This window comes from Massilia sp. BHUDP2 (assembly GCF_046236355.1).
Lineage (GTDB): Bacteria > Pseudomonadota > Gammaproteobacteria > Burkholderiales > Burkholderiaceae_D > Telluria > Telluria varians.
The window spans coordinates 1,224,350-1,247,405 of record NZ_JBJUVW010000002.1 but is presented as its reverse complement, the minus strand read 5'-3'; the positions used below and the strand labels follow the sequence as shown (position 1 = coordinate 1,247,405).

22 protein-coding genes are annotated in these 23,056 nt (G+C 64.4%); 17 read left to right on the top strand and 5 right to left on the bottom strand.

Translation table 11 applies throughout. The features are described from left to right. Window positions 1-114: 114 nt before the first annotated feature. The 3 genes from ACK6C6_RS16190 to ompA form a co-directional block, all read right to left on the bottom strand. Entirely contained in the window at window positions 115-822 is a 708-nt protein-coding gene (locus ACK6C6_RS16190; protein ID WP_292041558.1) for an HAD family hydrolase, read from the bottom strand. A gap of 19 nt (window positions 823-841) precedes the next feature. Further along, a complete protein-coding gene (ubiG, locus tag ACK6C6_RS16185) occupies window positions 842-1,543 on the bottom strand; it encodes a bifunctional 2-polyprenyl-6-hydroxyphenol methylase/3-demethylubiquinol 3-O-methyltransferase UbiG (protein ID WP_281913467.1) in 702 nt (233 codons plus the stop codon). Window positions 1,544-1,689: 146 nt separating this feature from the next. Next, window positions 1,690-2,406, bottom strand: coding sequence for an outer membrane protein OmpA (ompA, locus tag ACK6C6_RS16180; RefSeq protein WP_036216086.1), 717 nt, complete (start codon window positions 2,404-2,406; stop codon window positions 1,690-1,692). 350 nt (window positions 2,407-2,756) lie between these two features. Between ompA and gyrA the strand changes: the two genes are divergently transcribed. The 14 genes from gyrA to ACK6C6_RS16110 all read left to right on the top strand — a co-directional run bounded on the left by gyrA (window position 2,757) and on the right by ACK6C6_RS16110 (window position 17,830). Then, entirely contained in the window at window positions 2,757-5,372 is a 2,616-nt protein-coding gene (gyrA, locus tag ACK6C6_RS16175; protein WP_209588184.1) for a DNA gyrase subunit A, read from the top strand. A 76-nt stretch (window positions 5,373-5,448) separates the two neighbouring features. After that, window positions 5,449-5,997, top strand: a complete 549-nt coding sequence (locus tag ACK6C6_RS16170) for a DUF2059 domain-containing protein (RefSeq protein WP_409268163.1) — start codon at window positions 5,449-5,451, stop codon at window positions 5,995-5,997. Between the two features lie 21 nt (window positions 5,998-6,018). Further along, window positions 6,019-7,116: a 3-phosphoserine/phosphohydroxythreonine transaminase gene (serC, locus tag ACK6C6_RS16165; RefSeq protein WP_409268161.1), complete on the top strand. Its 1,098-nt coding sequence runs from the start codon at window positions 6,019-6,021 to the stop codon at window positions 7,114-7,116. Window positions 7,117-7,211: 95 nt separating this feature from the next. Then, window positions 7,212-8,282 (top strand): prephenate dehydratase, encoded by a 1,071-nt coding sequence (pheA, locus tag ACK6C6_RS16160; protein WP_209588187.1) that lies wholly within the window; start codon window positions 7,212-7,214, stop codon window positions 8,280-8,282. Between the two features lie 24 nt (window positions 8,283-8,306). Next, complete coding sequence (hisC, locus tag ACK6C6_RS16155) at window positions 8,307-9,410, top strand: histidinol-phosphate transaminase (RefSeq protein ID WP_409268160.1); 1,104 nt, start codon at window positions 8,307-8,309, stop codon at window positions 9,408-9,410. Further along, a complete protein-coding gene (locus tag ACK6C6_RS16150; RefSeq protein WP_409268159.1) occupies window positions 9,410-10,315 on the top strand; it encodes a prephenate dehydrogenase in 906 nt (301 codons plus the stop codon). The genes hisC and ACK6C6_RS16150 overlap by 1 nt, the downstream gene beginning before the upstream one ends. Then, window positions 10,312-11,643: a 3-phosphoshikimate 1-carboxyvinyltransferase gene (gene aroA / locus ACK6C6_RS16145; RefSeq protein ID WP_409268157.1), complete on the top strand. Its 1,332-nt coding sequence runs from the start codon at window positions 10,312-10,314 to the stop codon at window positions 11,641-11,643. Before ACK6C6_RS16150 ends, aroA begins: the two co-directional genes overlap by 4 nt. A gap of 64 nt (window positions 11,644-11,707) precedes the next feature. After that, window positions 11,708-12,370 (top strand): (d)CMP kinase, encoded by a 663-nt coding sequence (cmk, locus tag ACK6C6_RS16140; protein ID WP_409268156.1) that lies wholly within the window; start codon window positions 11,708-11,710, stop codon window positions 12,368-12,370. A 287-nt stretch (window positions 12,371-12,657) separates the two neighbouring features. After that, window positions 12,658-14,364 carry a 30S ribosomal protein S1 gene (rpsA, locus tag ACK6C6_RS16135; RefSeq protein ID WP_209588191.1) on the top strand — a complete coding sequence of 569 codons (1,707 nt, stop codon included), beginning with the start codon at window positions 12,658-12,660 and terminating at the stop codon, window positions 14,362-14,364. Next, window positions 14,364-14,690 (top strand): integration host factor subunit beta, encoded by a 327-nt coding sequence (locus ACK6C6_RS16130; RefSeq protein ID WP_285380181.1) that lies wholly within the window; start codon window positions 14,364-14,366, stop codon window positions 14,688-14,690. The genes rpsA and ACK6C6_RS16130 overlap by 1 nt, the downstream gene beginning before the upstream one ends. Before the next feature lie 160 nt (window positions 14,691-14,850). Continuing rightward, entirely contained in the window at window positions 14,851-15,168 is a 318-nt protein-coding gene (locus ACK6C6_RS16125) for a lipopolysaccharide assembly LapA domain-containing protein (RefSeq protein WP_409268155.1), read from the top strand. Between the two features lie 33 nt (window positions 15,169-15,201). After that, complete coding sequence (gene lapB / locus ACK6C6_RS16120; protein ID WP_409268153.1) at window positions 15,202-16,377, top strand: lipopolysaccharide assembly protein LapB; 1,176 nt, start codon at window positions 15,202-15,204, stop codon at window positions 16,375-16,377. 13 nt (window positions 16,378-16,390) lie between these two features. Further along, complete coding sequence (rfaE1, locus tag ACK6C6_RS16115; protein ID WP_409268151.1) at window positions 16,391-17,368, top strand: D-glycero-beta-D-manno-heptose-7-phosphate kinase; 978 nt, start codon at window positions 16,391-16,393, stop codon at window positions 17,366-17,368. A gap of 102 nt (window positions 17,369-17,470) precedes the next feature. Next, on the top strand, window positions 17,471-17,830 hold the full coding sequence (locus tag ACK6C6_RS16110; RefSeq protein WP_292041591.1) for a helix-hairpin-helix domain-containing protein: 360 nt from the start codon (window positions 17,471-17,473) through the stop codon (window positions 17,828-17,830). 52 nt (window positions 17,831-17,882) lie between these two features. Here ACK6C6_RS16110 and ACK6C6_RS16105 read toward each other — a convergent pair whose 3' ends face one another. Continuing rightward, window positions 17,883-18,242, bottom strand: a complete 360-nt coding sequence (locus ACK6C6_RS16105) for a hypothetical protein (RefSeq protein WP_409268148.1) — start codon at window positions 18,240-18,242, stop codon at window positions 17,883-17,885. Between the two features lie 98 nt (window positions 18,243-18,340). Continuing rightward, on the bottom strand, window positions 18,341-18,700 hold the full coding sequence (locus ACK6C6_RS16100) for a DUF2200 domain-containing protein (RefSeq protein ID WP_409268146.1): 360 nt from the start codon (window positions 18,698-18,700) through the stop codon (window positions 18,341-18,343). A gap of 153 nt (window positions 18,701-18,853) precedes the next feature. On the opposite strand from ACK6C6_RS16100, the gene ACK6C6_RS16095 reads away from it, so the two are divergent. The 3 genes from ACK6C6_RS16095 to cysM all read left to right on the top strand — a co-directional run bounded on the left by ACK6C6_RS16095 (window position 18,854) and on the right by cysM (window position 22,983). Beyond that, a complete protein-coding gene (locus ACK6C6_RS16095) occupies window positions 18,854-20,476 on the top strand; it encodes a methyl-accepting chemotaxis protein (RefSeq protein WP_409268144.1) in 1,623 nt (540 codons plus the stop codon). Between the two features lie 115 nt (window positions 20,477-20,591). Continuing rightward, window positions 20,592-21,974 (top strand): M28 family peptidase, encoded by a 1,383-nt coding sequence (locus ACK6C6_RS16090; protein WP_409268143.1) that lies wholly within the window; start codon window positions 20,592-20,594, stop codon window positions 21,972-21,974. A 106-nt stretch (window positions 21,975-22,080) separates the two neighbouring features. Then, window positions 22,081-22,983 carry a cysteine synthase CysM gene (gene cysM / locus ACK6C6_RS16085; protein WP_036216122.1) on the top strand — a complete coding sequence of 301 codons (903 nt, stop codon included), beginning with the start codon at window positions 22,081-22,083 and terminating at the stop codon, window positions 22,981-22,983. Window positions 22,984-23,056 lie beyond the last annotated feature (73 nt).

The following is a 23,056-nucleotide window of genomic DNA, read 5'->3' as shown; positions in this document are numbered from 1 at the left end:
AACGTTGTGTTGTCGTATGGGAGTAGATTACCGGTGAGCCCGGCACAGAACTAGACAGAAGCCTGTATCAATCGTAAAGACTTGTAAGCGAGCCGGAGGGCTCGCTCTGGGAGATCAGGCCGCCGACGTGGCCGCACGTGCGGTTTCCACCACGGTGCGCAGGGTCTGCAGCAGGTCGGTCGGGGTGTCGAGCAGGTAGTCGGCGCCCCAGGTAGAGGGTTCGATGGCGCCGCAATAGCCCCAGTTGCAGGCCACCGTGACCATGCCGGCGGCGTGGCCGGCCTCGACGTCGCGCTTGTCGTCGCCGACGTACCAGCAGTGCTCCGGATCCACGCCGAGGCGGCGGGCGCCTTCGAGCAGCGGGGCAGGGTGGGGCTTCGGGAAGCCGGTGGTGTCGCCCGACACCACGCAGCCGGCGTGCGACAGGCCGATCTGCGGAAGCAGGGGATCGGTGAAGCGTGCCGGCTTGTTGGTGACGATGCCCCAGGCCATGCCGGCCTGCTCGATCCCGACCAGCAGTTCGGTCACGCCGCCGAACAGCGAGCTGTGCACGGCCATGGTTTCCTGGTAGCGGTCGAACCACTGCATGCGCAGTTCCTCGTAACCCTCGTCGCCCGGCGCCAGGCCGAAGGCGGCGCCGATCATGCCGCGCGCGCCGGCGGACGCGGTGGGACGCAGCACCGAATACGGGGTCGGCGGCAGGCCGCGTTCGGTGCGCAGCCAGTTGACGGCGGCCGCGAGGTCGGGCGCGGTGTCGGCGAGCGTGCCATCGAGGTCGAACAGAATGGCACGCGGTGCCGGCAGGACGGTCGGGAGAGTCATGTAAAAATCAGGGCGAGGTTCAGAGCGGCTTGCTGCACGCCACCATGTAGTTCACATCGGTGTCGTTGTTGAGCGAGTAGATCTTGGTGAGCGGATTGTAGGTCAGGCCTTTCAGGCCGTCGACCTGCAGGCCGGCCAGCCGGGCGAACTGCGACAGTTCTGCCGGCGTGATGAACTTGGCGTAGTCGTGGGTGCCGCGCGGCAGCATGCGCAGGATGTATTCCGCGCCGATGACGGCGAACAGGTAGGACTTCGGGTTGCGGTTGAGCGTCGAGAAGAACACGTGGCCGCCCGGTTTCACCAGGGTCGCCGCGGCCTGCACGATCGAGGCCGGGTCCGGCACGTGCTCGAGCATTTCCATGCAGGTGACCACGTCGAACTGGCCGGCTTCTTCAGCTGCCATTTCTTCTGCGGAGATGTGCTTGTAGCGCACTTCCACGCCCGATTCCAGGCTGTGCAGGTCGGCGACCTTCAGGGCCTTTTTCGACAGGTCGATGCCGGTCACCTTGGCGCCCTTGCGCGCCATGGCTTCGGACAGCACGCCGCCGCCGCAGCCGATGTCGATCACCTTCTTGCCCAGCAGCGGGGCGCGGGCATTGATCCACTCGAGGCGCAGCGGATTGATTTCGTGCAGCGGACGGAATTCGGACGTCGGGTCCCACCAGCGGTGGGCCAGTTCGCTGAATTTCTGGATTTCTAAGGGGTCTGCGTTCGTGTTCATACTCGGGATAATACTGGAAATGGTGAAGCTCACGGGGTGCCGCACGGAAAATATGTACGGGCGGTTTTCACGCCGCTGCCACGTGTTTGCCAAAAACGAAAAAAAACCCCGCCAGGGCGGGGTCTTCCTGAAGCAATCGACAGGGATTACTTGTTGACGGTACGGGTGCCGACGACTTCGATTTCCACGCGGCGGTTCTTGGCGCGTCCAGCCGAGGTCTTGTTGTCGGCTTCAGGCTGGCTCTCGCCCTTGCCTTCGGTGTAGATGCGGTTCTCTTCCACGCCCTTGCCCTTCAGGTAGGCCTTGACGGCTTCGGCGCGGCGGATCGACAGTTTCTGGTTGTAGGCATCGGTGCCGATCGAGTCGGTGTGGCCGACGGCAATGATGACTTCCAGGTTCATGTCGCCCAGCTTCGAGACCAGCTCGTCGAGCGATGCCTTGCCGGCCGGCTTGAGGACGGCCTTGTCGAAGTCGAAGAAGGCGTCAGCCGAGTAAGACACTTTTTCCGAGGTCGGGACCGGAACCGGCGCCGGCGTCGGTGCCGGGGCAGGTGCTTCGACCACTGGCGGCGGTGGCGGCGGCGGCGGAGCGACGCACTTGCCGTTTTCCAGCTTCTCCGGCGGCACGCACAGCGGCGCGTCGCAGCCCGGGACCGCGTCTGCCGGGGTCCAGTAACCGGTGCGCCAGCACAGGCCGAAAGGATTGCGGGCGATCACGCCGCGGCTGTCCTGCACATAGGCGCTATACGGGGTGCGCGCCTGGATGTCCGTGGTCAGCGGCGCATACGGCGCATCGCTTTGGGCGTAAACATTGCCCGCGATCGCAGCCGAAGCAGCGAGCATGAGGGTTGCCAGTTTATTCATGTTCTTTTTCCTTTCGGGGATAAATGCCTTGCGAAACTCAGCGGGGCGTTATGGTCAAGATACTAACACGTCCGGGGAAGGGGCCAGTTTCGCATTATGAAACAATCAATTAATTTCCTGTCCATTTTGCCACATGCACCAAAAACGCACGACTGCACCTAAATCAAACTTGATGCATATTTTTATCAACGTTGTTTAAGCGCAACATTTGGTCAAGCGTGCCGGGCCGGCCTCGACAATCGTTGAATTGTCATGGCGGGAAACCGGAATTGTGCTGACGCCAACCCTCGCATGGTAGAATCATCCGTTGCAGTCAATAACCATTAGCCTGAAAGCAGTCGACCCGCCCAATGGATCAATTCGCAAAAGAAACAGTTCCCATTTCCCTAGAAGAAGAAATGCGCAAGAGCTACCTCGATTACGCGATGAGCGTGATCGTGGGCCGTGCTCTGCCGGACGTGCGCGACGGCCTCAAGCCGGTGCACCGCCGCGTGCTGTACTCCATGCACGAGAGTAATTACGCGCACAACCGTCCGTACGTGAAATGCGCGCGCGTGGTCGGCGACACCATGGGTAAGTACCACCCGCACGGCGACGCGTCGATCTATGACACGCTGGTGCGCATGGCGCAGGACTTCTCGCTGCGCTACACCCTGGTCGACGGCCAGGGCAACTTCGGCTCGATCGACGGCGACTCCGCCGCGGCAATGCGTTACACCGAGTGCCGCCTCGACAAGATCGCCAGCGAACTGCTGGCCGACATCGACAAGGACACCGTCGACTATCAGCCGAACTACGACGGCAAGGAAAAAGAGCCGACCGTCCTGCCGACCAAGATCCCGAACCTGCTCATCAACGGTTCCTCGGGCATCGCGGTGGGCATGGCTACCAACATCCCGCCGCACAACCTGTCCGAAGTCATCAACGGCGCCCAGCACCTGCTGAAGAACCCGGACTGCAGCATCGACGAGCTGATCGAGCTGATCCCGGCGCCGGACTTCCCGACCGCCGGCATCATCTACGGCGTCTCGGGCGTGCGCGACGGTTATCGCACCGGCCGCGGCCGCGTGGTGATGCGCGCCAAGACCCACTTCGAGGAATACGGCAAGGACGGCGGCCGCGTCGCGATCATCATCGACGAGCTGCCCTACCAGGTAAATAAGAAGTCGCTGCTCGAGCGTATCGCCGAGAACGTGCGCGACAAGAAGCTGGAAGGCATCAGCGACATCCGCGACGAGTCCGACAAGTCGGGCATGCGCGTGGTCATCGAGCTGAAGCGCGGCGAAGTGCCGGAAGTGGTGCTGAACAACCTGTACAAGCAGACCCAGCTGCAGGACACCTTCGGCATGAACATGGTGGCGCTGGTCAACGGCCAGCCGAAGCTGCTGAACCTCAAGCAGATGCTCGAGTGCTTCCTGTCGCACCGCCGCGAAGTGGTCACCCGCCGCACCGTGTTCGAACTGCGCAAGGCGCGCGAGCGCGGCCACATGCTGGAAGGCCTGGCGGTCGCACTGGCGAACATCGACGACTTCATCGCGATCATCAAGGCCGCGCCGACGCCGCCGATCGCGAAAGTCGAGCTGATGGGCAAGGCCTGGGATTCGTCCCTGGTGCGCGAAATGCTGACCCGCACCGACCTCGGCGCGTCCGGCGGCATCGAGGCCTTCCGTCCGGAGCACCTGCCGAAGCACTACGGCATGCAGCAGGACGGCCTGTACAAGCTGTCCGACGAGCAGGCCCAGGAAATCCTGCAGATGCGCCTGCAGCGCCTGACCGGCCTGGAGCAGGACAAGATCGTCAACGAGTACAAGGAAGTGATGGCCCACATCGCCGACCTGCTCGACATCCTGGCCAAGCCGGAGCGCGTCACCACCATCATCAGCGACGAGATGGTGCAGATCAAGAGCGACTACGCCGACAACGGCAAGGACACCCGCCGCTCGGTCATCGAACACAATGCCAGCGACCTGGAAACCGAAGACCTGATCACCCCGCAGGACATGGTGGTCACGCTCTCGCACACCGGCTACATGAAGTCGCAGCCGATCGGCGAATACCGCGCCCAGAAGCGCGGCGGCCGCGGCAAGCAGGCGATGGCGACCAAGGACGAGGACTGGATCGACCAGCTGTTCATCGCCAACACCCACGACTACATGCTGTGCTTCTCGAACCGCGGCCGGATGTACTGGCTGAAGGTGTGGGAAGTGCCGCAGGGCTCGCGCAACTCGCGCGGTAAACCAATCGTCAACATGTTCCCGCTGCAGGACGGCGAGAAGATCACCGTGATCCTGCCGCTGTCGGGCGAGAACCGGACCTTCCCGGAAGACCACTACGTGTTCATGGCGACCTCGCTGGGCACCGTCAAGAAGACCCCGCTGAAGGACTTCAGCAACCCGCGCAAGGCCGGCATCATCGCGGTCGACCTCGACGACGGCGACGTGCTGGTGGGCGCGGCGCTTACCGACGGCCAGCACGACGTGATGCTGTTCTCGGACGGCGGCAAGGCGGTGCGCTTCGACGAGAACGACGTGCGTCCGATGGGCCGTACCGCGCGCGGCGTGCGCGGCATGAACCTGGAAGAGGGCCAGAACGTGATCGCCCTGCTGGTGGCCGAGAACGAGCAGCAGTCGGTGCTCACGGCCACCGAGAACGGCTATGGCAAGCGTACCCCGATCACCGAGTACACCCGCCATGGCCGCGGCACCAAGGGCATGATCGCGATCCAGCAGTCCGAGCGTAACGGCAAGGTGGTGGCGGCGACCCTGGTCGACGCCAACGACGAGATCATGCTGATCACGACCGGCGGCGTCCTGATCCGCACCCGCGTGGCCGAGATCCGCGAGATGGGCCGTGCTACCCAGGGCGTGACCCTGATCGCGGTCGAAGACGGCACCAAGCTGTCCGGCCTGCAGCGCGTCGTCGAAACCGACCTCGAAGAGGTCGAGCTCGAACAGGCGCCGCAATAAGCCGAAGGGCCGCGTCGACGCGGCCCTTTTTTTCGCGCCGGGCTGGCCGGCGCAGCAACTCGAGACACCTACAACAATGAAAAAACTCGTCCTTGCCCTGTCTGCTGCCGCCACGTTTGCGGCCTTTCCCTCGTTCGCGCTGGCTGCGCCAGGCGTCGATCCGCAGGCGGCCACCGCCGTCAAGGCCATGTTCAATGCCATGGAGATGCGCAAGAACATGAACGCCATGTACGCGCAGATGCAGCAGGCCATGCCGGCCATGATGCGCCAGCAGCTGGGCGGCATGATCCAGGCCGACCCCAAGCTCGACGCGCAGCAGAAGCAGGAAGCCATGGCCAAGGTCGAACAGTCGCTTCCGCACATGACCCAGTCGCTGGCGAAGATCTTCAACGATCCGGCCCTGGTCGACGCGATGATCGACGAAATGGTGCCGCTGTACGCCAACAACTACACGGTCGCCGAGATCAAGCAACTGACCGCGTTCTATCAGAGCCCGGTGGGCCGCAAGATGATGACGCTCACGCCGAAGCTGGCGACCGAGGGCATGGCAGCCGCGCAGCGCGTGATGATGCCGCGCGTCGCCAAGCTGATGCAGGACATGGCCCAGGACGTACAGAAACCGTAAGCGCATAGAAAGGACCGCCGGATGGAGCAACACACGCAGGTATTCAATTTTTCGGCCGGCCCGGCCGTCCTCCCGAAGGAAGTGCTGCAGCAGGCCGCGAGCGAGATGCTCGACTGGCACGGCAGCGGCATGTCGGTGATGGAGATGAGCCACCGCGGTCCGGAATTCATCTCCATCTACCAGCAGGCGGAAAGCGACCTGCGCGAGCTGCTGGCGGTGCCGGCCAACTACAAGATCCTGTTCATGCAGGGCGGGGGGCTGGCCCAGAACGCCATCATCCCGCTCAACATGGTCGGTTGCTGCCCGCAGCCGGCGACGATCGATTTCATCCATACCGGCTCCTGGTCGGGCAAGTCGATCAAGGAAGCCAAGCGCTACGCCCACGTCAACATCGCCGCATCGAGCGAGGCGAGCGGCTTCACCGGCGTGCCGCCGCAGGATACCTGGAACCTCACCTCGCACGCGGCCTACCTGCACATCTGCACCAACGAGACCATCGACGGCGTCGAATACAACTTCGTGCCCGACTCCATGCCGAAGGTGCCGATCGTGGCCGACATGTCCTCGCACATCCTGTCGCGGCAAATCGACGTGTCGAAGTACGGCGTAATCTTCGCCGGCGCCCAGAAGAACATCGGCCCGGCCGGCCTGACCCTGGTGATCGTGCGCGACGACCTGCTGGACGACGCCCTGCCGATCTGCCCCTCGGCCTTCCACTGGCGCACCGTGGCCGAGCACGACTCCATGTTCAACACGCCGCCTACCTACGCGATCTACATCGCAGGCCTGGTGTTCGCCCACCTGAAGCAGCAGGGTGGCGTCGCGGCGATGGAACAGCGTAATATCGAGAAAGCGCGCCTGCTGTACGAGGCGCTGGACGCCGACGACTTCTACCAGAACCGCGTCGCGCCCGAATACCGCTCGCGCATGAACGTACCCTTCTACCTGCGCGACGAATCCCTGAACGACAAATTCCTGGCCGGCGCGAAGGCGCGCGGGCTGCTGCAACTGAAGGGCCACAAGTCCGTCGGCGGCATGCGGGCATCGATCTACAACGCGATGCCGCTCGAGGGTGTGCAGGCCCTCGTCGATTATTTGAACGAATTCGCGGGGCGGTAACCTAAAGGCACCCGATGTTCGTAGGGTGGACGGCTTTGCCGTCCGCGCGTTCAACACGCCTGTGCCTATACGCGAATGAATAATACGAGCTTACGATGAATGACAAACTCCTCCCCCTGCGCGAGCAGATCGACGCGATCGACGCGCAAATCCTTGAACTCCTGAGCCGGCGCGGCAAGATCGCCCAGGAAGTCGGCCATGTGAAGGCCGAAACCAACGCCCCGGTGTTCCGTCCCGAACGCGAAGCCCAGGTGCTGCGCGGCGTGGCCGAGCGTAATCCCGGCCCGCTGAAGGACCGTGACGTCCAGACCATCTTCCGCGAGATCATGTCGTCCTGCCGCGCGCTGGAAAAGCGCGTGACGGTGGCCTACCTCGGGCCGTCGGGCACCTTCAGCGAGCAGGCCGTGTACCAGCAGTTCGGCAGCGCCATCGAGACGCTGCCCTGCGTGTCGATCGACGAGGTGTTCCGCGCCACCGAGGCCGGCACCGCCGACTTCGGCGTGGTGCCGGTGGAGAACTCGTCCGAGGGTGCGATCAACCGCACCCTCGACCTGATGCTGGCCACCACCACCGTCATCAGCGGCGAGATCTCGATCCCGGTCCACCACAGCCTGATGACCAGGACCGGTTCCATGGACGGCGTCACCGTCGTGTGCGCCCATTCGCAGGCGCTGGCCCAGTGCCAGGTGTGGCTCAACCTGCACCATCCCGGCATCGAGCGCCGCGCCGTGGCCTCCAACGCGGAAGCGGCGGTCCTGGCCAGCCAGGACCCGACCGTGGCGGCGATCGCCAGCGAGATGGCGGGCGAGCAGTACCAGCTCGGCGTGGTGCAGGCCCACATCCAGGACGATCCGCACAACCGCACCCGCTTCGCCGTCATCGGCAGCCTGGAGACCGGCCCGTCCGGCCGCGACCATACGGCCATCGTGCTGGCCGTGCCGAACAAGGCGGGCGCCGTCTACAACCTGCTGGCCCCGCTCGCCAAGCATGGCGTGTCGATGACGCGCTTTGAATCGCGCCCGGCGCGCATCGGCACCTGGGAGTACTACTTCTATGTCGACATCGAGGGCCACGTGCGCGACGCCGCCGTCGCCCGCGCCCTCGACGAGCTGAAGGACAACGCCGCCTTTTTCAAGGTGCTCGGCTCCTATCCGCAGAGTCTTTAATTTCCATTTTTATTCGAGAATCCCATGTCGCAATTCGGTCCAGATTACGTCCGCGCCATCGCCCCTTACCAGGCCGGCAAACCCATCGCTGAAGTCGCCCGCGAGTTCGGCCTTGACGAAGCCAAGATCGTCAAGCTCGCCTCCAACGAGAACCCCTTCGGCATCCCCGAATCGAGCCGCGCCGCGATGGCGCAGGCTGCCGCCGACCTCGGCCGTTATCCGGACGCCAACGGCTTCGAACTGAAGGCTGCCTTGTCCGCACGCTACGACGTCCCGGCCGACTGGATCACCCTGGGCAATGGCAGCAACGACATCCTGGAGATCGCCGCGCACGCCTTCGTGCAGAAGGGCGAGTCCGTGGTGTATGCGCAGTACTCGTTCGCCGTGTACGCGCTGGCCACGCAAGGCGTGGGCGGCCGCGCCATCGTGGTCGCGGCCAAGGACTACGGTCACGACCTGGATGCGATGGCGGCCGCCATCGAGCCCGATACCCGCCTGGTCTTTGTGGCCAACCCGAACAACCCGACCGGCACCTTCATCCCGGCAGCCGAGATCGAAGCCTTCCTGCAGAAAGTGCCGAGTAATGTGGTCGTGGTGCTGGACGAGGCTTACAACGAATACCTGGCGCCGGAGCACCAGTTCGAATCGAGCCAGTGGGTGCGCAAGTACCCGAACCTGATCGTCTCGCGCACCTTCTCCAAGGCCTACGGCCTGGCCGGCCTGCGCGTCGGCTTCGCCATCGCCCAGCCGGCGGTGACCGACCTGATGAACCGCATCCGCCAGCCTTTCAACGTCAATTCGCTGGCGCAGGCCGCCGCGATCGCCGCGCTGAACGACAAGGAATTCCTGGAGCAGGGGGCGAAGAACAATGCGGAAGGCTACAAGCAGTTGACCGCCGCTTTCGATGAACTCGGCCTGCAATATGTGCCCTCGTTCGGCAACTTCGTGCTGGTGAAGGTGGGCATTGATGACCAGGCCGGCGCCCGCGTCAACCTGGCGCTGCTCAAGCAGGGCGTGATCGTGCGCCCGGTCGGCAACTACGGCCTGCCCCAGTGGCTGCGCATCTCGATCGGCCTGCCGGAAGAGAATGCCGCCTTCGTCGCAGCGCTCAGGAAGGTTCTCGGCTAATGATCGACCGGCTCGTCGTCGTCGGCGTCGGCCTGATCGGCGGTTCCTTCGCGCTGGCGCTCAAGCAGGCTGGCGTGGTACGCAGCGTGGCCGGACTGGGCCGTGAGCCGGTCGCGATGGCGCGTGCGCTCGAACTGGGCATCGTCGACGAGGTCTGCGAGACCCCGCAACAGGCGATGCGCGGCGCCGACCTGGTGCTGCTGGCCGCGCCGGTCGGGCAGACCGGGGCGATCCTCGCTGCGCTGCTGCCGTATCTGGAGCCGCACACCGTCGTCACCGATGCCGGCAGCACCAAGTGCGACGTGGTGGCCAGCGCGCGCGCGGCGCTGGGCGAGCGCATCAGGCAGTTCGTGCCGGGCCACCCGATCGCGGGCAGCGAGTCCAACGGTCCGGATGCGGCGCGCGCGGAGCTCTACCGCGGCAAGAAGACCGTGCTCACGCCGCTGCCGGAAAACTCGGCAGGCGATGTCGAGCGCGTGGCCGGCGCCTGGCGCCACTGCGGTGCGCTCATCCATTCCCTGAGCCCGCAGGACCACGACCGCGTGTTCGCCGCCGTTAGCCACCTGCCGCACCTGCTGGCCTATGCGCTGGTGGACGACATCGCCGCCAAGCCGCACGCCAGCCTGCTGTTCCAATACGCCGCCAGTGGCTTTCGTGACTTCACGCGGATCGCCGGCTCCTCGCCCGAGATGTGGCGCGACATCAGCCTGGCCAACCGCGAGGCCTTGCTCACCGAGCTCGATGCATATCTGGCACAATTGACTTCATTGCGGGCGACGCTCGCCGCCGCCGACGGACGCGGCCTCGAAACCGTCTTCGCCAACGCGCAGCGCGCGCGGCGCGAATGGATCGAGGCGATCGAGGCCGGCTCGCCGCCGCCCCCGCAGAACCAGGACATAGAATGACGCAGTCTAAACACTACCCGCAGCACATCGACCTCGAACCCGTGATCCACGTGGCTGGAAGCGTACGCCTGCCGGGTTCCAAGAGCATCTCGAACCGCACCCTGCTGCTGGCGGCGCTGTCCGAGGGCACCACCCTAATTCACGACCTGCTGGCCTCGGACGACACCATGGTGATGCTGGGCGCGCTGCGCTCGCTGGGCATCCAGTGGGACGAAGTCGACGAGCGCACCGTGGTCGTGCACGGCCAGGCCGGCGTGCTGCCGGTCCACGAGGCCGACCTCTTCATGGGCAATGCCGGTACCGCGATCCGTCCGCTGACGGCCGCGCTGGCCGTAATCGGCGGCGACTACACCCTGCACGGCGTCTCGCGCATGCACGAGCGCCCGATCGGCGACCTGGTCGATGCGCTCAACGAGGTCGGCGCCCAGATCGAGTACACGGGCGAGCCGGGCTTTCCGCCGCTGCGCGTCAAGCGCGGCCGCATCGCGGCCAACCGCATGGCGGTGCGCGGCAACGTGTCGAGCCAGTTCCTGACCGCGCTCCTGATGGCCGCGCCCCTGATGGCGACCACCCATGCGGTGTCGATCGACGTGATCGGCGAGTTGATCTCCAAGCCCTACATCGAGATCACCCTGAACCTGATGCGCCGCTTCGGCGTGACGGTCGAGCAGAACGGCTGGGCCTCATTCACCGTGCACCCCGGCCAGCGCTACCAGTCGCCCGGCAGCATCCACGTCGAGGGCGATGCCTCCTCGGCCTCCTACTTCCTGGCGGCCGGCGCCATCGCCGGCGGCCCGGTGCGGGTCGAAGGCGTGGGCGAGAACAGCATCCAGGGCGACGTGCGCTTCGCCGACGCGCTCGAGCGCATGGGCGCCATCATCACGCGCGGCGAGAACTGGATCGAAGCCCGTTCGAACGGCGTGTTGAAAGCGATCGACGCCGACTTCAACCACATCCCGGATGCCGCCATGACCATCGCCGTGGCCGCGCTGTACGCCGACGGCCCGAGCACGCTGCGCAACATCGCCAGCTGGCGCGTGAAGGAGACCGACCGCCTGGCCGCGATGGCGACCGAGCTGCGCAAGGTGGGCGCCGAGGTGGAGGAGGGACCGGATTACATCCGCATCACCCCGCCGGAACAGCTCAAGCCGGCCACCATCGACACCTACGACGACCACCGGATGGCGATGTGCTTCTCGCTGGCCTCGCTCGACGGCAAGGCGCGGCGCGGCAACGCGATGCGCATCAACGACCCGAAATGCGTGGCCAAGACCTTCCCGGAATACTTCGAGGCCTTCGCCGGCATTGCGAAGAACGAGCTGTTTTGAACACGGTCGCGCGGGGGAGCCAGTAGAATAGCCAACTGGACCGTTTTACCCCCGCGATCATCACATGCCAAATAATCCCATTCCCGTCATCGCCATCGACGGCCCGACCGCTTCCGGCAAGGGCACCGTTGCCGCCAAGGTCGCCGAGCGCCTGGGCTTCCACCTGCTCGACTCGGGCGCCCTGTACCGCCTGACGGCGCTGCAGGCGATCCGCCGCGGCCTCGAGCTGCGCGACGAGCACGGCATCGCCAAGCTGGCCGAACACCTGCCGGCGCGCTTCGTCGGCGGCGACATCTTCCTGAACAACGAGAACGTCACCGGCGCGATCCGGGCGGAAGAGGTTGGCAACATGGCATCGAAGATCGCCGCGCTGCCGACCGTGCGCCAGGCCCTGTATGGCCTGCAATTGGGCTTTCGCGAGACGCCCGGCCTGGTGGCCGACGGGCGTGACATGGGTACGGTGATCTTTCCCGGCGCGAAATTAAAAGTGTTCTTGACCGCAAGCGTCGAGGCGCGTGCGCAACGCCGGTATAAGCAATTGATTGACAAAGGATTTTCTGCTAATATGGACGATCTGCTGAAGGATTTGAAGGAACGAGACGAGCGCGACACCAAGCGCGCCATCGCTCCCCTGGTCCCGGCAGAGGATGCCTACCAGCTCGATACCTCGAACATGTCGGCTGCGGAAGCGGTCGAACAGGTGTTGGCGTGGTATGCGCATGCATGAGTTTTGAAGGGTACTAATACCTTCGCAAATTGTCTTCACTGCCACTGGCAGTGAAGACTTCCCGCGCAGGCGGGAATCCAAGTTCGCTGCGTCTAGTTGGCTCGAGTCATCGCCGCGACAACGCAAACAAAATTGGGTCCCCGCCTTCGCGGGGACGACGTGCGAAAGCACGTTGTCCTTGTTGGTGCCTGCAACGGCAATCCTGTCGCTGCAGGTGTGTTTCAACCTAACCCCAGTTCAGTCCGCACCATCGCCGGCCTGCTGGGCTAACTCGAGTAATAACCTTTATGTCTACTGCAACCAATCAAGATACCGGCATGGAAAGCTTCGCCGCCCTTTTCGAAGAATCGCTGTCGCGTCAAGACATGCGTTCGGGCGAAGTCATCTCGGCTGAAGTCGTGCGCCTGGATCACAACTTCGTGATCGTCAACGCCGGCCTGAAGTCGGAAGCCTTCATTCCGGTCGAAGAATTCAAGAATGACCAGGGCGAACTGGAAGTCCAGATCGGCGACTTCGTTTCCGTGGCCATCGAATCGCTGGAGAACGGTTTCGGCGATACCATCCTGTCGCGCGACAAGGCCAAGCGCCTGGCATCGTGGCTGGCTCTGGAAAAAGCAATGGAGTCGGGCGAGATCGTCACCGGCACCGTCAACGGTAAAGTCAAGGGCGGCCTGACCGTCCTGACCAACGGCATCCGCGCATTCCTGCCGGGTTCGCTGGTCGACACCCGTCCGGTCAAGGACACCACCCCGTTCGAAGGCAAGACCCTGGAATTCAAGGTCATCAAGCTGGACCGCAAGCGTAACAACGTGGTCCTGTCGCGTCGCGCCGTCATCGAAGCATCGATGGGCGAAGAGCGCGCCAAGCTGATGGAAACCCTGAAAGAAGGCACCGTGGTCACCGGCGTCGTCAAGAACATCACCGACTACGGTGCGTTCGTCGACCTGGGCGGCATCGACGGCCTGCTGCACATCACCGACCTGGCATGGCGTCGCGTGCGTCACCCGTCGGAAGTGCTGTCGGTTGGCCAGGAAATCACCGCCAAGGTCCTCAAGTACGACCAGGAAAAGAACCGCGTCTCGCTGGGCGTCAAGCAGCTGGGCGACGATCCGTGGACCGGTCTGTCGCGTCGCTACCCGCAGGGCACCCGTCTGTTCGGCAAGGTCACCAACCTGACCGACTACGGCGCGTTCGTGGAAGTCGAGCAGGGCATCGAAGGCCTGGTGCACGTCTCGGAAATGGACTGGACCAACAAGAACGTGGCTCCGAACAAGGTTGTCCAGCTGGGCGACGAAGTCGAAGTCATGGTCCTGGAAATCGACGAAGAGCGTCGTCGTATCTCGCTGGGCATGAAGCAGTGCAAGGCGAATCCGTGGGACGACTTCGGCATGACCCACAAGAAGGGCGACAAGGTCAAGGGTTCGATCAAGTCGATCACCGACTTCGGCGTGTTCATCGGCCTGCCGGGCAACATCGACGGCCTGGTGCACCTGTCGGACCTGTCCTGGACCGAAGCCGGCGAAGAAGCCGTGCGCAAGTTCAAGAAGGGCGACGAGCTGGAAGCAGTCGTGCTGGCAATCGACGTCGAGCGCGAGCGTGTCTCGCTGGGCGTCAAGCAGCTGGAAGGCGACCCGTTCAACAACTTCGCTTCGCTGAACGACAAGGGCACCCTGGTCACCGGCACCGTGAAGTCGGTTGAGCCGAAAGGCGCCGTGATCGCGCTGAACGACGAAGTCGAAGGCTACCTGCGCGCTTCGGAAATCTCGCGTGACCGCGTGGAAGACGCCGGCACCCACCTGAAAGTGGGCGACAAGGTCGAAGCCCTGGTCATCAACATCGATCGCAAGGCTCGCAGCATCCAGCTGTCGATCAAGGCGAAAGATAGCGCTGACACCCAGGAAGCAATGAGCAAGCTGGCAGCCGACAACAGCGCCGCTTCGGGCACCACCAGCCTGGGCGCACTGCTGAAGGCCAAGTTCGACAACAAAGGTTAATTCCTTTCCGAGGCGACCAGATGACCAAGTCCGAGCTGATCAACCGCCTGGCTGAGCGCTATTCTCAGCTGGTGGCGAAAGATGCGGAGTTTGCCGTCAAGACCATCCTCGATGCGATGACCAACGCCCTGGCGACCGGGCAGCGCATCGAGATCCGTGGTTTCGGCAGCTTTGCGCTGAACAGCCGACCCCCGCGCATCGGCCGCAACCCGAAGTCCGGCGACAAGGTGATGGTGCCCGAAAAACGGGTACCCCACTTCAAGCCGGGCAAGCAGTTGCGCGAGCGGGTGGACGCGATGGTCGGGCAACCGATCATCGAGGATTGAGTCTCCCTGAAGTCGTCTGCTGGCTGGCAGACAAGAACGGCGTCCTTCGGGATGCCGTTTTTTTTCGTGCCTTGCCGGGGCAGCGCCAGCTCGGCTTTTGAAATATCATGTCGGATATGCGACACTTCGCCTTTGTGCACTCACCCAGCGGGCACTGCTGATGAAATTTGTCTCCTCCATTGTTGGCGTCATCCTGTTCGTCCTGTTCTTCGGCTTCGCCCTGAAGAACACGCAGGAAGTCGACCTGCATTTCTTCCTCAACTATGAACTGCGTGGCCCCCTCGTGTTGATGCTGCTGGCTTTCTTCGTCGCCGGCGCCGCCCTCGGCATCCTGGCGCTGACCCCGACCGTGTTCCGCCAGCGCCGCCAGACCTCGCAGCACAAGAACACCATCCAGGCCCTGCAGAGCGCCGCCGGCACCGGCACCGCCCAGCCGACCCCGGATGCCGTGAACCCGGCGCAGAAGCTGGCCCAATAAGCCGGCTCAAACGCCAACACAGAACAAGAACACATGGAATTCGAACTCTGGATGCTGCTCGGCATCCCATTCTTCTTCGGCCTCGGCTGGATCGCCGCCCGCGTCGACATCAGTTCGCTGGTCTTCGAATCGCGCACCCTGCCGCGCGGCTACTTCAAGGGCCTGAACCACCTGCTCAACGACCAGCCGGACAAGGCCATCGATTCCTTCATCGAGATCGTCAAGCTCGATCCCGAATCGGCCGACATGCACTTTGCCCTCGGCAACCTGTTCCGCCGCCGCGGCGAGACCGAGCGCGCCATCCGCGTCCACCAGAACCTGCTGGCGCGTCCCGACCTGCCGGGCGAGCAGAAGGCCCACGCCCAGTACGAACTCGGCATGGACTACCTGAAGGCCGGCCTGCTCGACCGCGCCGAGGAAACCTTCAACCTGCTGGTGGGCACCCCCTTCGAAGTGCAGGCGCGGCGCGCGCTTCTGGAAATCTACCAGCGCGAAAAGGAATGGCGCCGCGCGATCGACGTCGCCAACGGCCTGCAGGAGTCCGGCGCCGGCGCGCGCCAGAAGGAAATCGCGCAGTTCTACTGCGAGCTGGCCCAGGATGCCCTGGTGCACCTGCAGCCGAGCGACGCCATGCAGCTGCTCGACAAGGCCTTGCTGGCCGACCGCTCCAGCGTGCGCGCCACCATCCTGATCGGCGACGCCCAGCTGGCCCAGGGCGATACCGAGGCGGCCCTGCTCACCTGGCGCCGCGTCGAGCAGCAGAGCGTGCCGCACGTGGCCCTGGTGGCCCAACGCCTGATGGATGGCTACCGCAAAGTAGGTAGACCACAGGAAGGCGTCAACCTGCTGCGTTCCTACCTGGCCGAAGCATCGTCAATTGACCTGATCGAGGTGGTGTTCAAGGCCGTGATCGAACTCGACGGCGTGGAAGCGGCCAAACAGCTGGTGGTCGAGGAGCTGCGCCGCAACCCGACCCTGCTGGGCCTGGATAAACTGCTCGAGGCACACCTGATGGATGCCCGCACCGAAGTGTGGGAAGAGCTGTCGATGGTCAAGAACCTGGTGCAGCGCTACACCCAGAAGCTGGCGCGCTACCAGTGCAGCCACTGCGGCTTCAAGGCGCGCCAGTTCTACTGGCAGTGCCCGGGCTGCAGTCGCTGGGAAACCTATCCGCCGCGCCGCACCGAAGAACTCAATGTGATGAACTGACGCAGCCTTATCTATGACGCATCCGATCCCAAGCCGCCTGCTGGCGGCAGACAGCTTCCGCCGCGAGGCGGCCCCCGAACTTTCCAGCGTGCGCCTGCTCGTGGTGGGCGACGTCATGCTCGACCGCTACTGGTTCGGCGACGTCTCGCGCATCTCGCCGGAAGCGCCGGTGCCGGTGGTGCGCATCGAGCGCCGCGAGGAGCGCCTGGGCGGCGCCGCCAACGTGGCGCGCAATGCCGCCGCGCTGGGCGCGCATACGGGCCTGCTGGGCATTACCGGCAAGGACGAAGCAGGAGAAGAAGTCGAGAAGCTGCTGCGTGAAGCATCGATCCATAGCTACATGAAGCGCGACGACGCCATCTCGACCATCATCAAGCTGCGCGTCATCGGCCGCCAGCAGCAGATGGTGCGCATCGACTTCGAGGACGCGCCGACCGAGACCGTGCTGCGTGACAAGCTCGACCAGTTCCGCGCGCTGCTGCCCGACTACGACGTGGTGATCCTGTCCGACTACAACAAGGGCGCGCTGGTGAACGTGGCCGACATGGTGCGCGAGGCGCGCACGGCCGGCAAGATCGTGCTGGTCGACCCGAAGGGCGACGATTTCACCCCTTACCGCGGCGCGACCATCCTGACCCCGAACCGTTCGGAACTGCAGCGCGTGGTGGGCGCCTGGACGACCGAAGAACAATTGACCGAGAAGGCGCAGCGCCTGCGCGCCGAACTGGGCCTGACGGCATTGCTGGTGACCCGTTCCGAAGAGGGCATGAGCCTGTACAGCGAGAACGAGGTGCTGCACGTGCACGCCGACGCACGCGAGGTGTTCGACGTCTCGGGCGCGGGCGACACCGTCATCGCGACACTCGCCGCAATGCTGGGCGCTGGCGCGCAGCTGGACGAAGCCCTGGCCACCGCCAACCGCGCCGGCGGCATCGTAGTCGGCAAGCTGGGTACGGCGACCGTCACCCGCGAGGAACTCTTCCCGGGTTGAGTTCGCTCAAGGCCGGGCCGTCAACGGGAGCCCGGCAGCTCCGTTAGTGCGTGAATGGATGGCGCCGCCGTCCATCGTACGAGAACCTACGGAGAACATTCAATGATCAAGAAACTGGTATTCGCTGTTGCCGCGCTGGTCGCTTCGACCGGTATCGCCTTCGCCCAGGTCGACGTCAACAAGGCCGATGCGGCCGCGCTGGACGGCATCAAGGGCGTGGGTCCGAGCATGTCGAAGATGATCCTCGACGAACGCGCCAAGGGCGAGTTCAAGGACTGGGCGGACTTCCAGCAGCGCGTCAAGGGCGTGGGCGACAAGAAGGCCATGAAGCTGTCCGAGGCCGGGCTGACCGTGAACGGCAAGCAGATGGAAGCCGGCGCCGCCAAGCCGGCCAAGGCCGAGAAGACCTCGGCCAAGGCGGCCGGCAAGGACAAGCCGGCCGAGCAGAAGGCAGCAATGTAAGAAAGAAACCCGCGGCGACGCGGGTTTTTTTATCGCAGCCGGGGACGCCCGCTTACTGGCGGATGCGAATGTCGATGTTCACCTGCGGGTCGCGGCGCTCATGGCGGCCGTAGTCCGGGTAATAATGCGAGCTGGCCGGATAGTAGTGTTGCCGCACGACCGGTCGGCCATAGTAGCGGTCGTCGTAGCGGCGGTCGGCATAGTGGCGCTCCGGGCGCTTGCACTTGCGCTTTTCCTTATATTCACCCTTCTTCCACTTTTGCTCGACCTTGCAGTGTCCGTCCCAATACACCTGCTTGAATTCGCGGCCATGACGGCCTTTGCCGTTTTCATGTTTCCACGAGTCTGCCATGGCGGCGGACGATACCGATGCAAGTGCAAGCAACAACAGTGACATGGCCGGTTTCTTCATGATGGAACTCCTTATCTGGATGTTTCCATACTAGACGAGCCCGGCCGGTGTTCCGCTACGACTGTGTTATCGGATGTTACAAGGCCTGATGGCCAGGCTCAGGAGGGCGGATGGCGCAGGATCTTTTCCATCGGCTTTCCTTTAGCCAGCTCGTCGACCAGTTTGTCGAGGTAGCGGATCTTGCGCATCAGCGGGTCCTCGACCGTTTCGACGCGCACGCCGCAGACCAGTCCCGTGATCAGGGAACTGTGCGGATTGAGGGCAGGTGCTTCGGCAAAGAAAGCTTCGACGCTCTTCTGCTGTTCGATTTGGCGCTGCAGGCCGGCCGCATCGTAGCCGGTCAGCCAGCAAATCAGCTGGTCCACTTCTCCCCTGGTCCGGTTCTTCCTTTCCGCCTTCTGGACGTACATCGGATACAGCTTGGCGAAGGGCGTCGCGAAAATACGATGTTCAGGCATGGTGCTGTGTCCCACACGGGATTGACCCGCATCTTTACAACAAAATAAATGACGAATTTGAGCATGAAAAGCACGCTCATGCTATAGTTGTTGCGCTTAGGAAATTACTGTTGTTTTATTGTTAGTTTTTCGATCGTGACACCGAGATTCACCATGAAAAAGAAGTCTTTCACCATTGGTACCCGCCTGGCTGTCGGCTACGGCGCCGTGTTCTTCCTGATGATCGTCCTGACCGCGCTGGCCATCAGCCGCGTCGGCAACATCGACAGCATCCTCAACCACATCAACGACGTCAACAACGTCAAGCAGCGCTACGCGATCAATTTCCGCGGCAGCGTCCATGACCGCGCGATCGCCCTGCGCGACGTGGTGCTGGCAGCCGACCCGGCCGCCGCCGCCGCGCCCGTCAAGCTCATCCAGGTGCTGGACGAGAACTATACGCGCTCGGCCGAACCGATGGACAGGCTGTTCCGGGAGCTGAAAGATATCCTGCCGGCCGAGAAGGCGGCCTTGGCATCGATCAAGGAGCAGGAGCGCCGCACCAGGCCGCTGATCGAGCGCGTGATCGCGCTGCACGCGGCCGGCCAGGCGCAGGAAGCCGCCGCGCTGCTGTCGCAGGGGGCGGCGCCCGCCTTCGTGGATTGGCTGGCCAGCATCAACGCCTTCATCGACATGCAGGAGCAGCAGAACAACGTGGAAGCGGCTGGCGCCCGCAAGATGGCATCGGGCTTCTTCGGCTGGATGACCCTGCTGTGCCTGGGCGCGATCGCCGTCGGCGCGACGGGCGCCTGGATCATCACGCGCGGCCTGCTGCGCCAGCTCGGCGGCCAGCCGGACTACGCGGCATCGATCGTCAGGGCCATCGCCGCCGGTGACCTGGGCGTGAAGATCGAGACCGCCTCGGGCGACAGCAGAAGCCTGCTGTTCGCCATGAAGGGCATGCGCGACAGCCTGGTCGCCATCGTCGGACAGGTGCGGCACGGCACCCTGAACATGGCCAGCGTCTCGACCGAGATCGCGGACGGCAACCGCGACCTGTCGCACCGCACCGAACGCCAGGCCGGCACGCTGGAAGCGACCACCGCCTCGGTCGAGCAGCTCACCGCCACCGTGCGCCAGAACGCCGACAATGCACGCCAGGCCAATGCGCTGGCGGAATCGGCGTCCGAAGTCGCCCTGCGCGGCGGCATGGTGGTGTCCCAGGTGGTCGAGACCATGGCCTCGATCAACGATTCGTCGAAGCGGATCGTCGACATCATCGGCGTCATCGACGGCATCGCCTTCCAGACCAATATCCTGGCGCTGAACGCCGCCGTGGAAGCGGCGCGTGCCGGGGAGCAGGGCCGCGGCTTTGCCGTGGTGGCGACCGAAGTGCGTAACCTGGCGCAGCGCTCGGCGAGCGCTGCCAGGGAGATCAAGCTTCTCATCGGCAGCTCGGTCGAGCGGGTCGACGCGGGTGCGCGCCTGGTGGACGAAGCGGGCAGCACGATGAACGACATCGTGGCCTCGGTGCGCCGCGTGACCGACATCATGGCCGAGATCAGCCGCGCCAGCGCCGAGCAGAGCGCCGGCATCGGCCAGGTCAACGACGCCATTGGCCAGATGGACGAGGCCACCCGCCAGAATGCGGCGCTGGTGCAGCAGGCGACGGCGGCCGCGGCGGCGCTGGAAGAAGAGGCGGAGCGGCTGGCGCAGGTGGTGAGCGTGTTCCGCCTGGAGGCGGCCAACGACGGCGCGCTCGCGGCGCCTGCGCGGCTGGCGATCGCCGGGCGTTGATCGGAATGTGGATGGCATCTGACTAGCGCGCGTGTCAGATGTATTGACTGACACCGCTCGATCCGCATGAGAAGATGTGCACGTGATTTGCACTTCATAAACCAGAAAGGTACTCATGCCTCACGCCCGCATCTCTTCCTCCCTGCTGGCCGCACTGCTCGCCCTTGGCGCCGGTGCAGCAAGCGCCGCACCGGCCAGCCCGGCAGCGCCTGACTTCAAGCGCCAGCAGCCCCAGATCAACAAGATCCTCGCCGAGATCTCGCCCAAGCGCATGGAAGGCTATGTCGCCAAGCTGGTGAGCTTCGGCACCCGCCATACGATGTCGGAAACGGAATCCGACACCCGCGGCATCGGCGCCGCCCGCCGCTGGATCAAGGCGGAACTCGAGCGCTGCGGCGCCGGCACGCCGCTGCAGGTGTCGTTCGACAGCCACATCGCCCCGGTATCGGCACGCATCTCGCGTCCGACCGAGATCGTCAACGTGGTCGCCACGCTGCCGGGCACCCAGGAAGCCTCGAAGGACCGCATCTACGTGGTCAGCGGCCACTACGATTCGCGCGTCAGCGACGTGATGAACTACACCGCCGACGCCCCGGGCGCCAACGACGACGCTTCCGGCACTGCGGCCACCATGGAACTGGCCTGCGTGATGGCCAAGCACAAGTTCGACGCCACCATCGTCTTCATGGCGGTGGCCGCCGAGGAGCAGGGCCTGCTGGGCGCGCGCCACTGGGCCACCCAGGCGCGCCTGAAAAACCTGAACATCGCCGGCATGTACACCAACGACATCATCGGCAGCTCGCGCGCCGACAATGGCAAGGTGGACAACAAGCAGGTGCGCCTGTTCTCGCAGAGCATCCCGGCCACCAAGGAAATGAGCGAGACCGTGCGCCAGCTGGTCGCCACCGGCGGCGACAGCGATTCGCTCTCGCGCCAGCTGGGCCGCCACACCAAGGAGATGGGCGAGCGCTACGTGAAGGGCTTCAAGGTGTCGCTGATCCACCGCGCCGACCGCTACCTGCGCGGCGGCGACCACATGCCTTTCCTGGAGCAGGGCTACGCGGCGCTGCGCTTCACCGAACCGGCCGAGGACTTCGCGCACCAGCACCAGGACCTGCGTACCGAAAACGGCAAGGTCTACGGCGACCTGATCGAGTTTAATGATTACGACTACATCGCCAAGGTGACCAAGGTGAACGCCGCGGCACTGGCCTCGCTGGCGCTGGCCCCGGCCGCGCCGCAGAACGTCAAGCTGCGCACCGACAAGCTGACCAACGATTCGACCCTGGTGTGGCAGGCGAATGCCGAACCGGACCTGGCGGGCTACCGCATCGTCTGGCGCGACACCACCGCCAGCGAGTGGCAGGGTTCGAAGTGGGTCGGCAACGTGCTTGAAGCGACCATCGACCTGTCGAAGGACAACGTGTTCTTCGGCGTGCAGGCGGTCGACAAGGACGGCAACGTGAGCGTCGCCACCTATCCGCTGCCGCAGCGCTGATCCGGCGCGGATCGCAGCAAGGGGCCGGCCCGCCAAGGCCGGTCCAATACGCCACCTTGCCGTCCGGATTAAAATAGCGGTTTAGGAAATCGCGAGAGAGCAAGGAATGGCTTACAAGACCATCGAAGACACGATCGGCAACACCCCGCTGGTGCAGCTGGTGCGCCTGCCCGGCGCGGACGCGGCTGCCCGCAACAACATCATCCTCGGCAAGCTCGAAGGCAACAACCCGGCCGGCTCCGTGAAGGACCGCGCCGCCATGTCGATGCTGCGCGGCGCCGAGGAGCGCGGCCAGATCAAGCCGGGCGACACCCTGATCGAAGCGACCAGCGGCAACACCGGCATCGCGCTGGCCATGGCGGCCGCCATCCGCGGCTACAAGATGGTGCTCCTGATGCCGGACAACCTGTCGATCGAGCGCCGCCAGAGCATGGCGGCCTATGGCGCCAGGATCATCCTCACGCCGAAGTCGGGCGGCATGGAATACGCGCGCGACATGGCCGAGCAGATGCAGAAGAACGGCGAGGGCATCATCCTCGACCAGTTCGGCAACCAGGACAATCCGCGCGCCCATTACGACACCACCGGCCCGGAAATCTGGCGCGACACCGAAGGCCGCGTCACCCATTTCGTCAGCGCCATGGGCACCACCGGCACCATCATGGGCGTGTCGCGCTACCTGAAGGAACAGAACCAGGCGGTGCGCATCATCGGCGCCCAGCCGGAAGAAGGCTCCTCGATCCCGGGCATCCGTAAGTGGCCGGAAGCCTACCTGCCGAAGATCTACGACAAGGCGCGCATCGACCAGGTCGAGTCGGTGAGCCAGGCCGCGGCCGAGCAGATGGCGCGCCGGCTGGCGGCGGAAGAGGGCATCTTCTGCGGCATTTCGGCGGCGGGCGCCTGCGAAGTGGCGCTGCGCATCTCCCAGACGGTGGAAAACGCGACCATCGTGTTCGTCGTCTGCGACCGGGGCGACCGCTACCTGTCGACGGGCGTGTTCCCGGCCTGAACCGGCTGCCCATCCATGCGAAAAAGCCATCCTGACGGATGGCTTTTTATTTTCAGCAACTTCTTGCACGTCC

Excerpts from the sequence above, each read along its gene's own strand:
- ACK6C6_RS16190 (WP_292041558.1), bottom strand. The coding sequence starts at position 822 with ATGACTCTCCCGACCGTCCTGCCGGCACCGCGTGCCATTCTGTTCGAC.
- ubiG (WP_281913467.1), bottom strand. The coding sequence starts at position 1,543 with ATGAACACGAACGCAGACCCCTTAGAAATCCAGAAATTCAGCGAACTG.
- ompA (WP_036216086.1), bottom strand. The coding sequence starts at position 2,406 with ATGAATAAACTGGCAACCCTCATGCTCGCTGCTTCGGCTGCGATCGCG.
- gyrA (WP_209588184.1), top strand. The coding sequence starts at position 2,757 with ATGGATCAATTCGCAAAAGAAACAGTTCCCATTTCCCTAGAAGAAGAA.
- ACK6C6_RS16170 (WP_409268163.1), top strand. The coding sequence starts at position 5,449 with ATGAAAAAACTCGTCCTTGCCCTGTCTGCTGCCGCCACGTTTGCGGCC.
- serC (WP_409268161.1), top strand. The coding sequence starts at position 6,019 with ATGGAGCAACACACGCAGGTATTCAATTTTTCGGCCGGCCCGGCCGTC.
- pheA (WP_209588187.1), top strand. The coding sequence starts at position 7,212 with ATGAATGACAAACTCCTCCCCCTGCGCGAGCAGATCGACGCGATCGAC.
- hisC (WP_409268160.1), top strand. The coding sequence starts at position 8,307 with ATGTCGCAATTCGGTCCAGATTACGTCCGCGCCATCGCCCCTTACCAG.
- ACK6C6_RS16150 (WP_409268159.1), top strand. The coding sequence starts at position 9,410 with ATGATCGACCGGCTCGTCGTCGTCGGCGTCGGCCTGATCGGCGGTTCC.
- aroA (WP_409268157.1), top strand. The coding sequence starts at position 10,312 with ATGACGCAGTCTAAACACTACCCGCAGCACATCGACCTCGAACCCGTG.
- cmk (WP_409268156.1), top strand. The coding sequence starts at position 11,708 with ATGCCAAATAATCCCATTCCCGTCATCGCCATCGACGGCCCGACCGCT.
- rpsA (WP_209588191.1), top strand. The coding sequence starts at position 12,658 with ATGTCTACTGCAACCAATCAAGATACCGGCATGGAAAGCTTCGCCGCC.
- ACK6C6_RS16125 (WP_409268155.1), top strand. The coding sequence starts at position 14,851 with ATGAAATTTGTCTCCTCCATTGTTGGCGTCATCCTGTTCGTCCTGTTC.
- lapB (WP_409268153.1), top strand. The coding sequence starts at position 15,202 with ATGGAATTCGAACTCTGGATGCTGCTCGGCATCCCATTCTTCTTCGGC.
- rfaE1 (WP_409268151.1), top strand. The coding sequence starts at position 16,391 with ATGACGCATCCGATCCCAAGCCGCCTGCTGGCGGCAGACAGCTTCCGC.
- ACK6C6_RS16110 (WP_292041591.1), top strand. The coding sequence starts at position 17,471 with ATGATCAAGAAACTGGTATTCGCTGTTGCCGCGCTGGTCGCTTCGACC.
- ACK6C6_RS16105 (WP_409268148.1), bottom strand. The coding sequence starts at position 18,242 with ATGAAGAAACCGGCCATGTCACTGTTGTTGCTTGCACTTGCATCGGTA.
- ACK6C6_RS16100 (WP_409268146.1), bottom strand. The coding sequence starts at position 18,700 with ATGCCTGAACATCGTATTTTCGCGACGCCCTTCGCCAAGCTGTATCCG.
- ACK6C6_RS16095 (WP_409268144.1), top strand. The coding sequence starts at position 18,854 with ATGAAAAAGAAGTCTTTCACCATTGGTACCCGCCTGGCTGTCGGCTAC.
- ACK6C6_RS16090 (WP_409268143.1), top strand. The coding sequence starts at position 20,592 with ATGCCTCACGCCCGCATCTCTTCCTCCCTGCTGGCCGCACTGCTCGCC.
- cysM (WP_036216122.1), top strand. The coding sequence starts at position 22,081 with ATGGCTTACAAGACCATCGAAGACACGATCGGCAACACCCCGCTGGTG.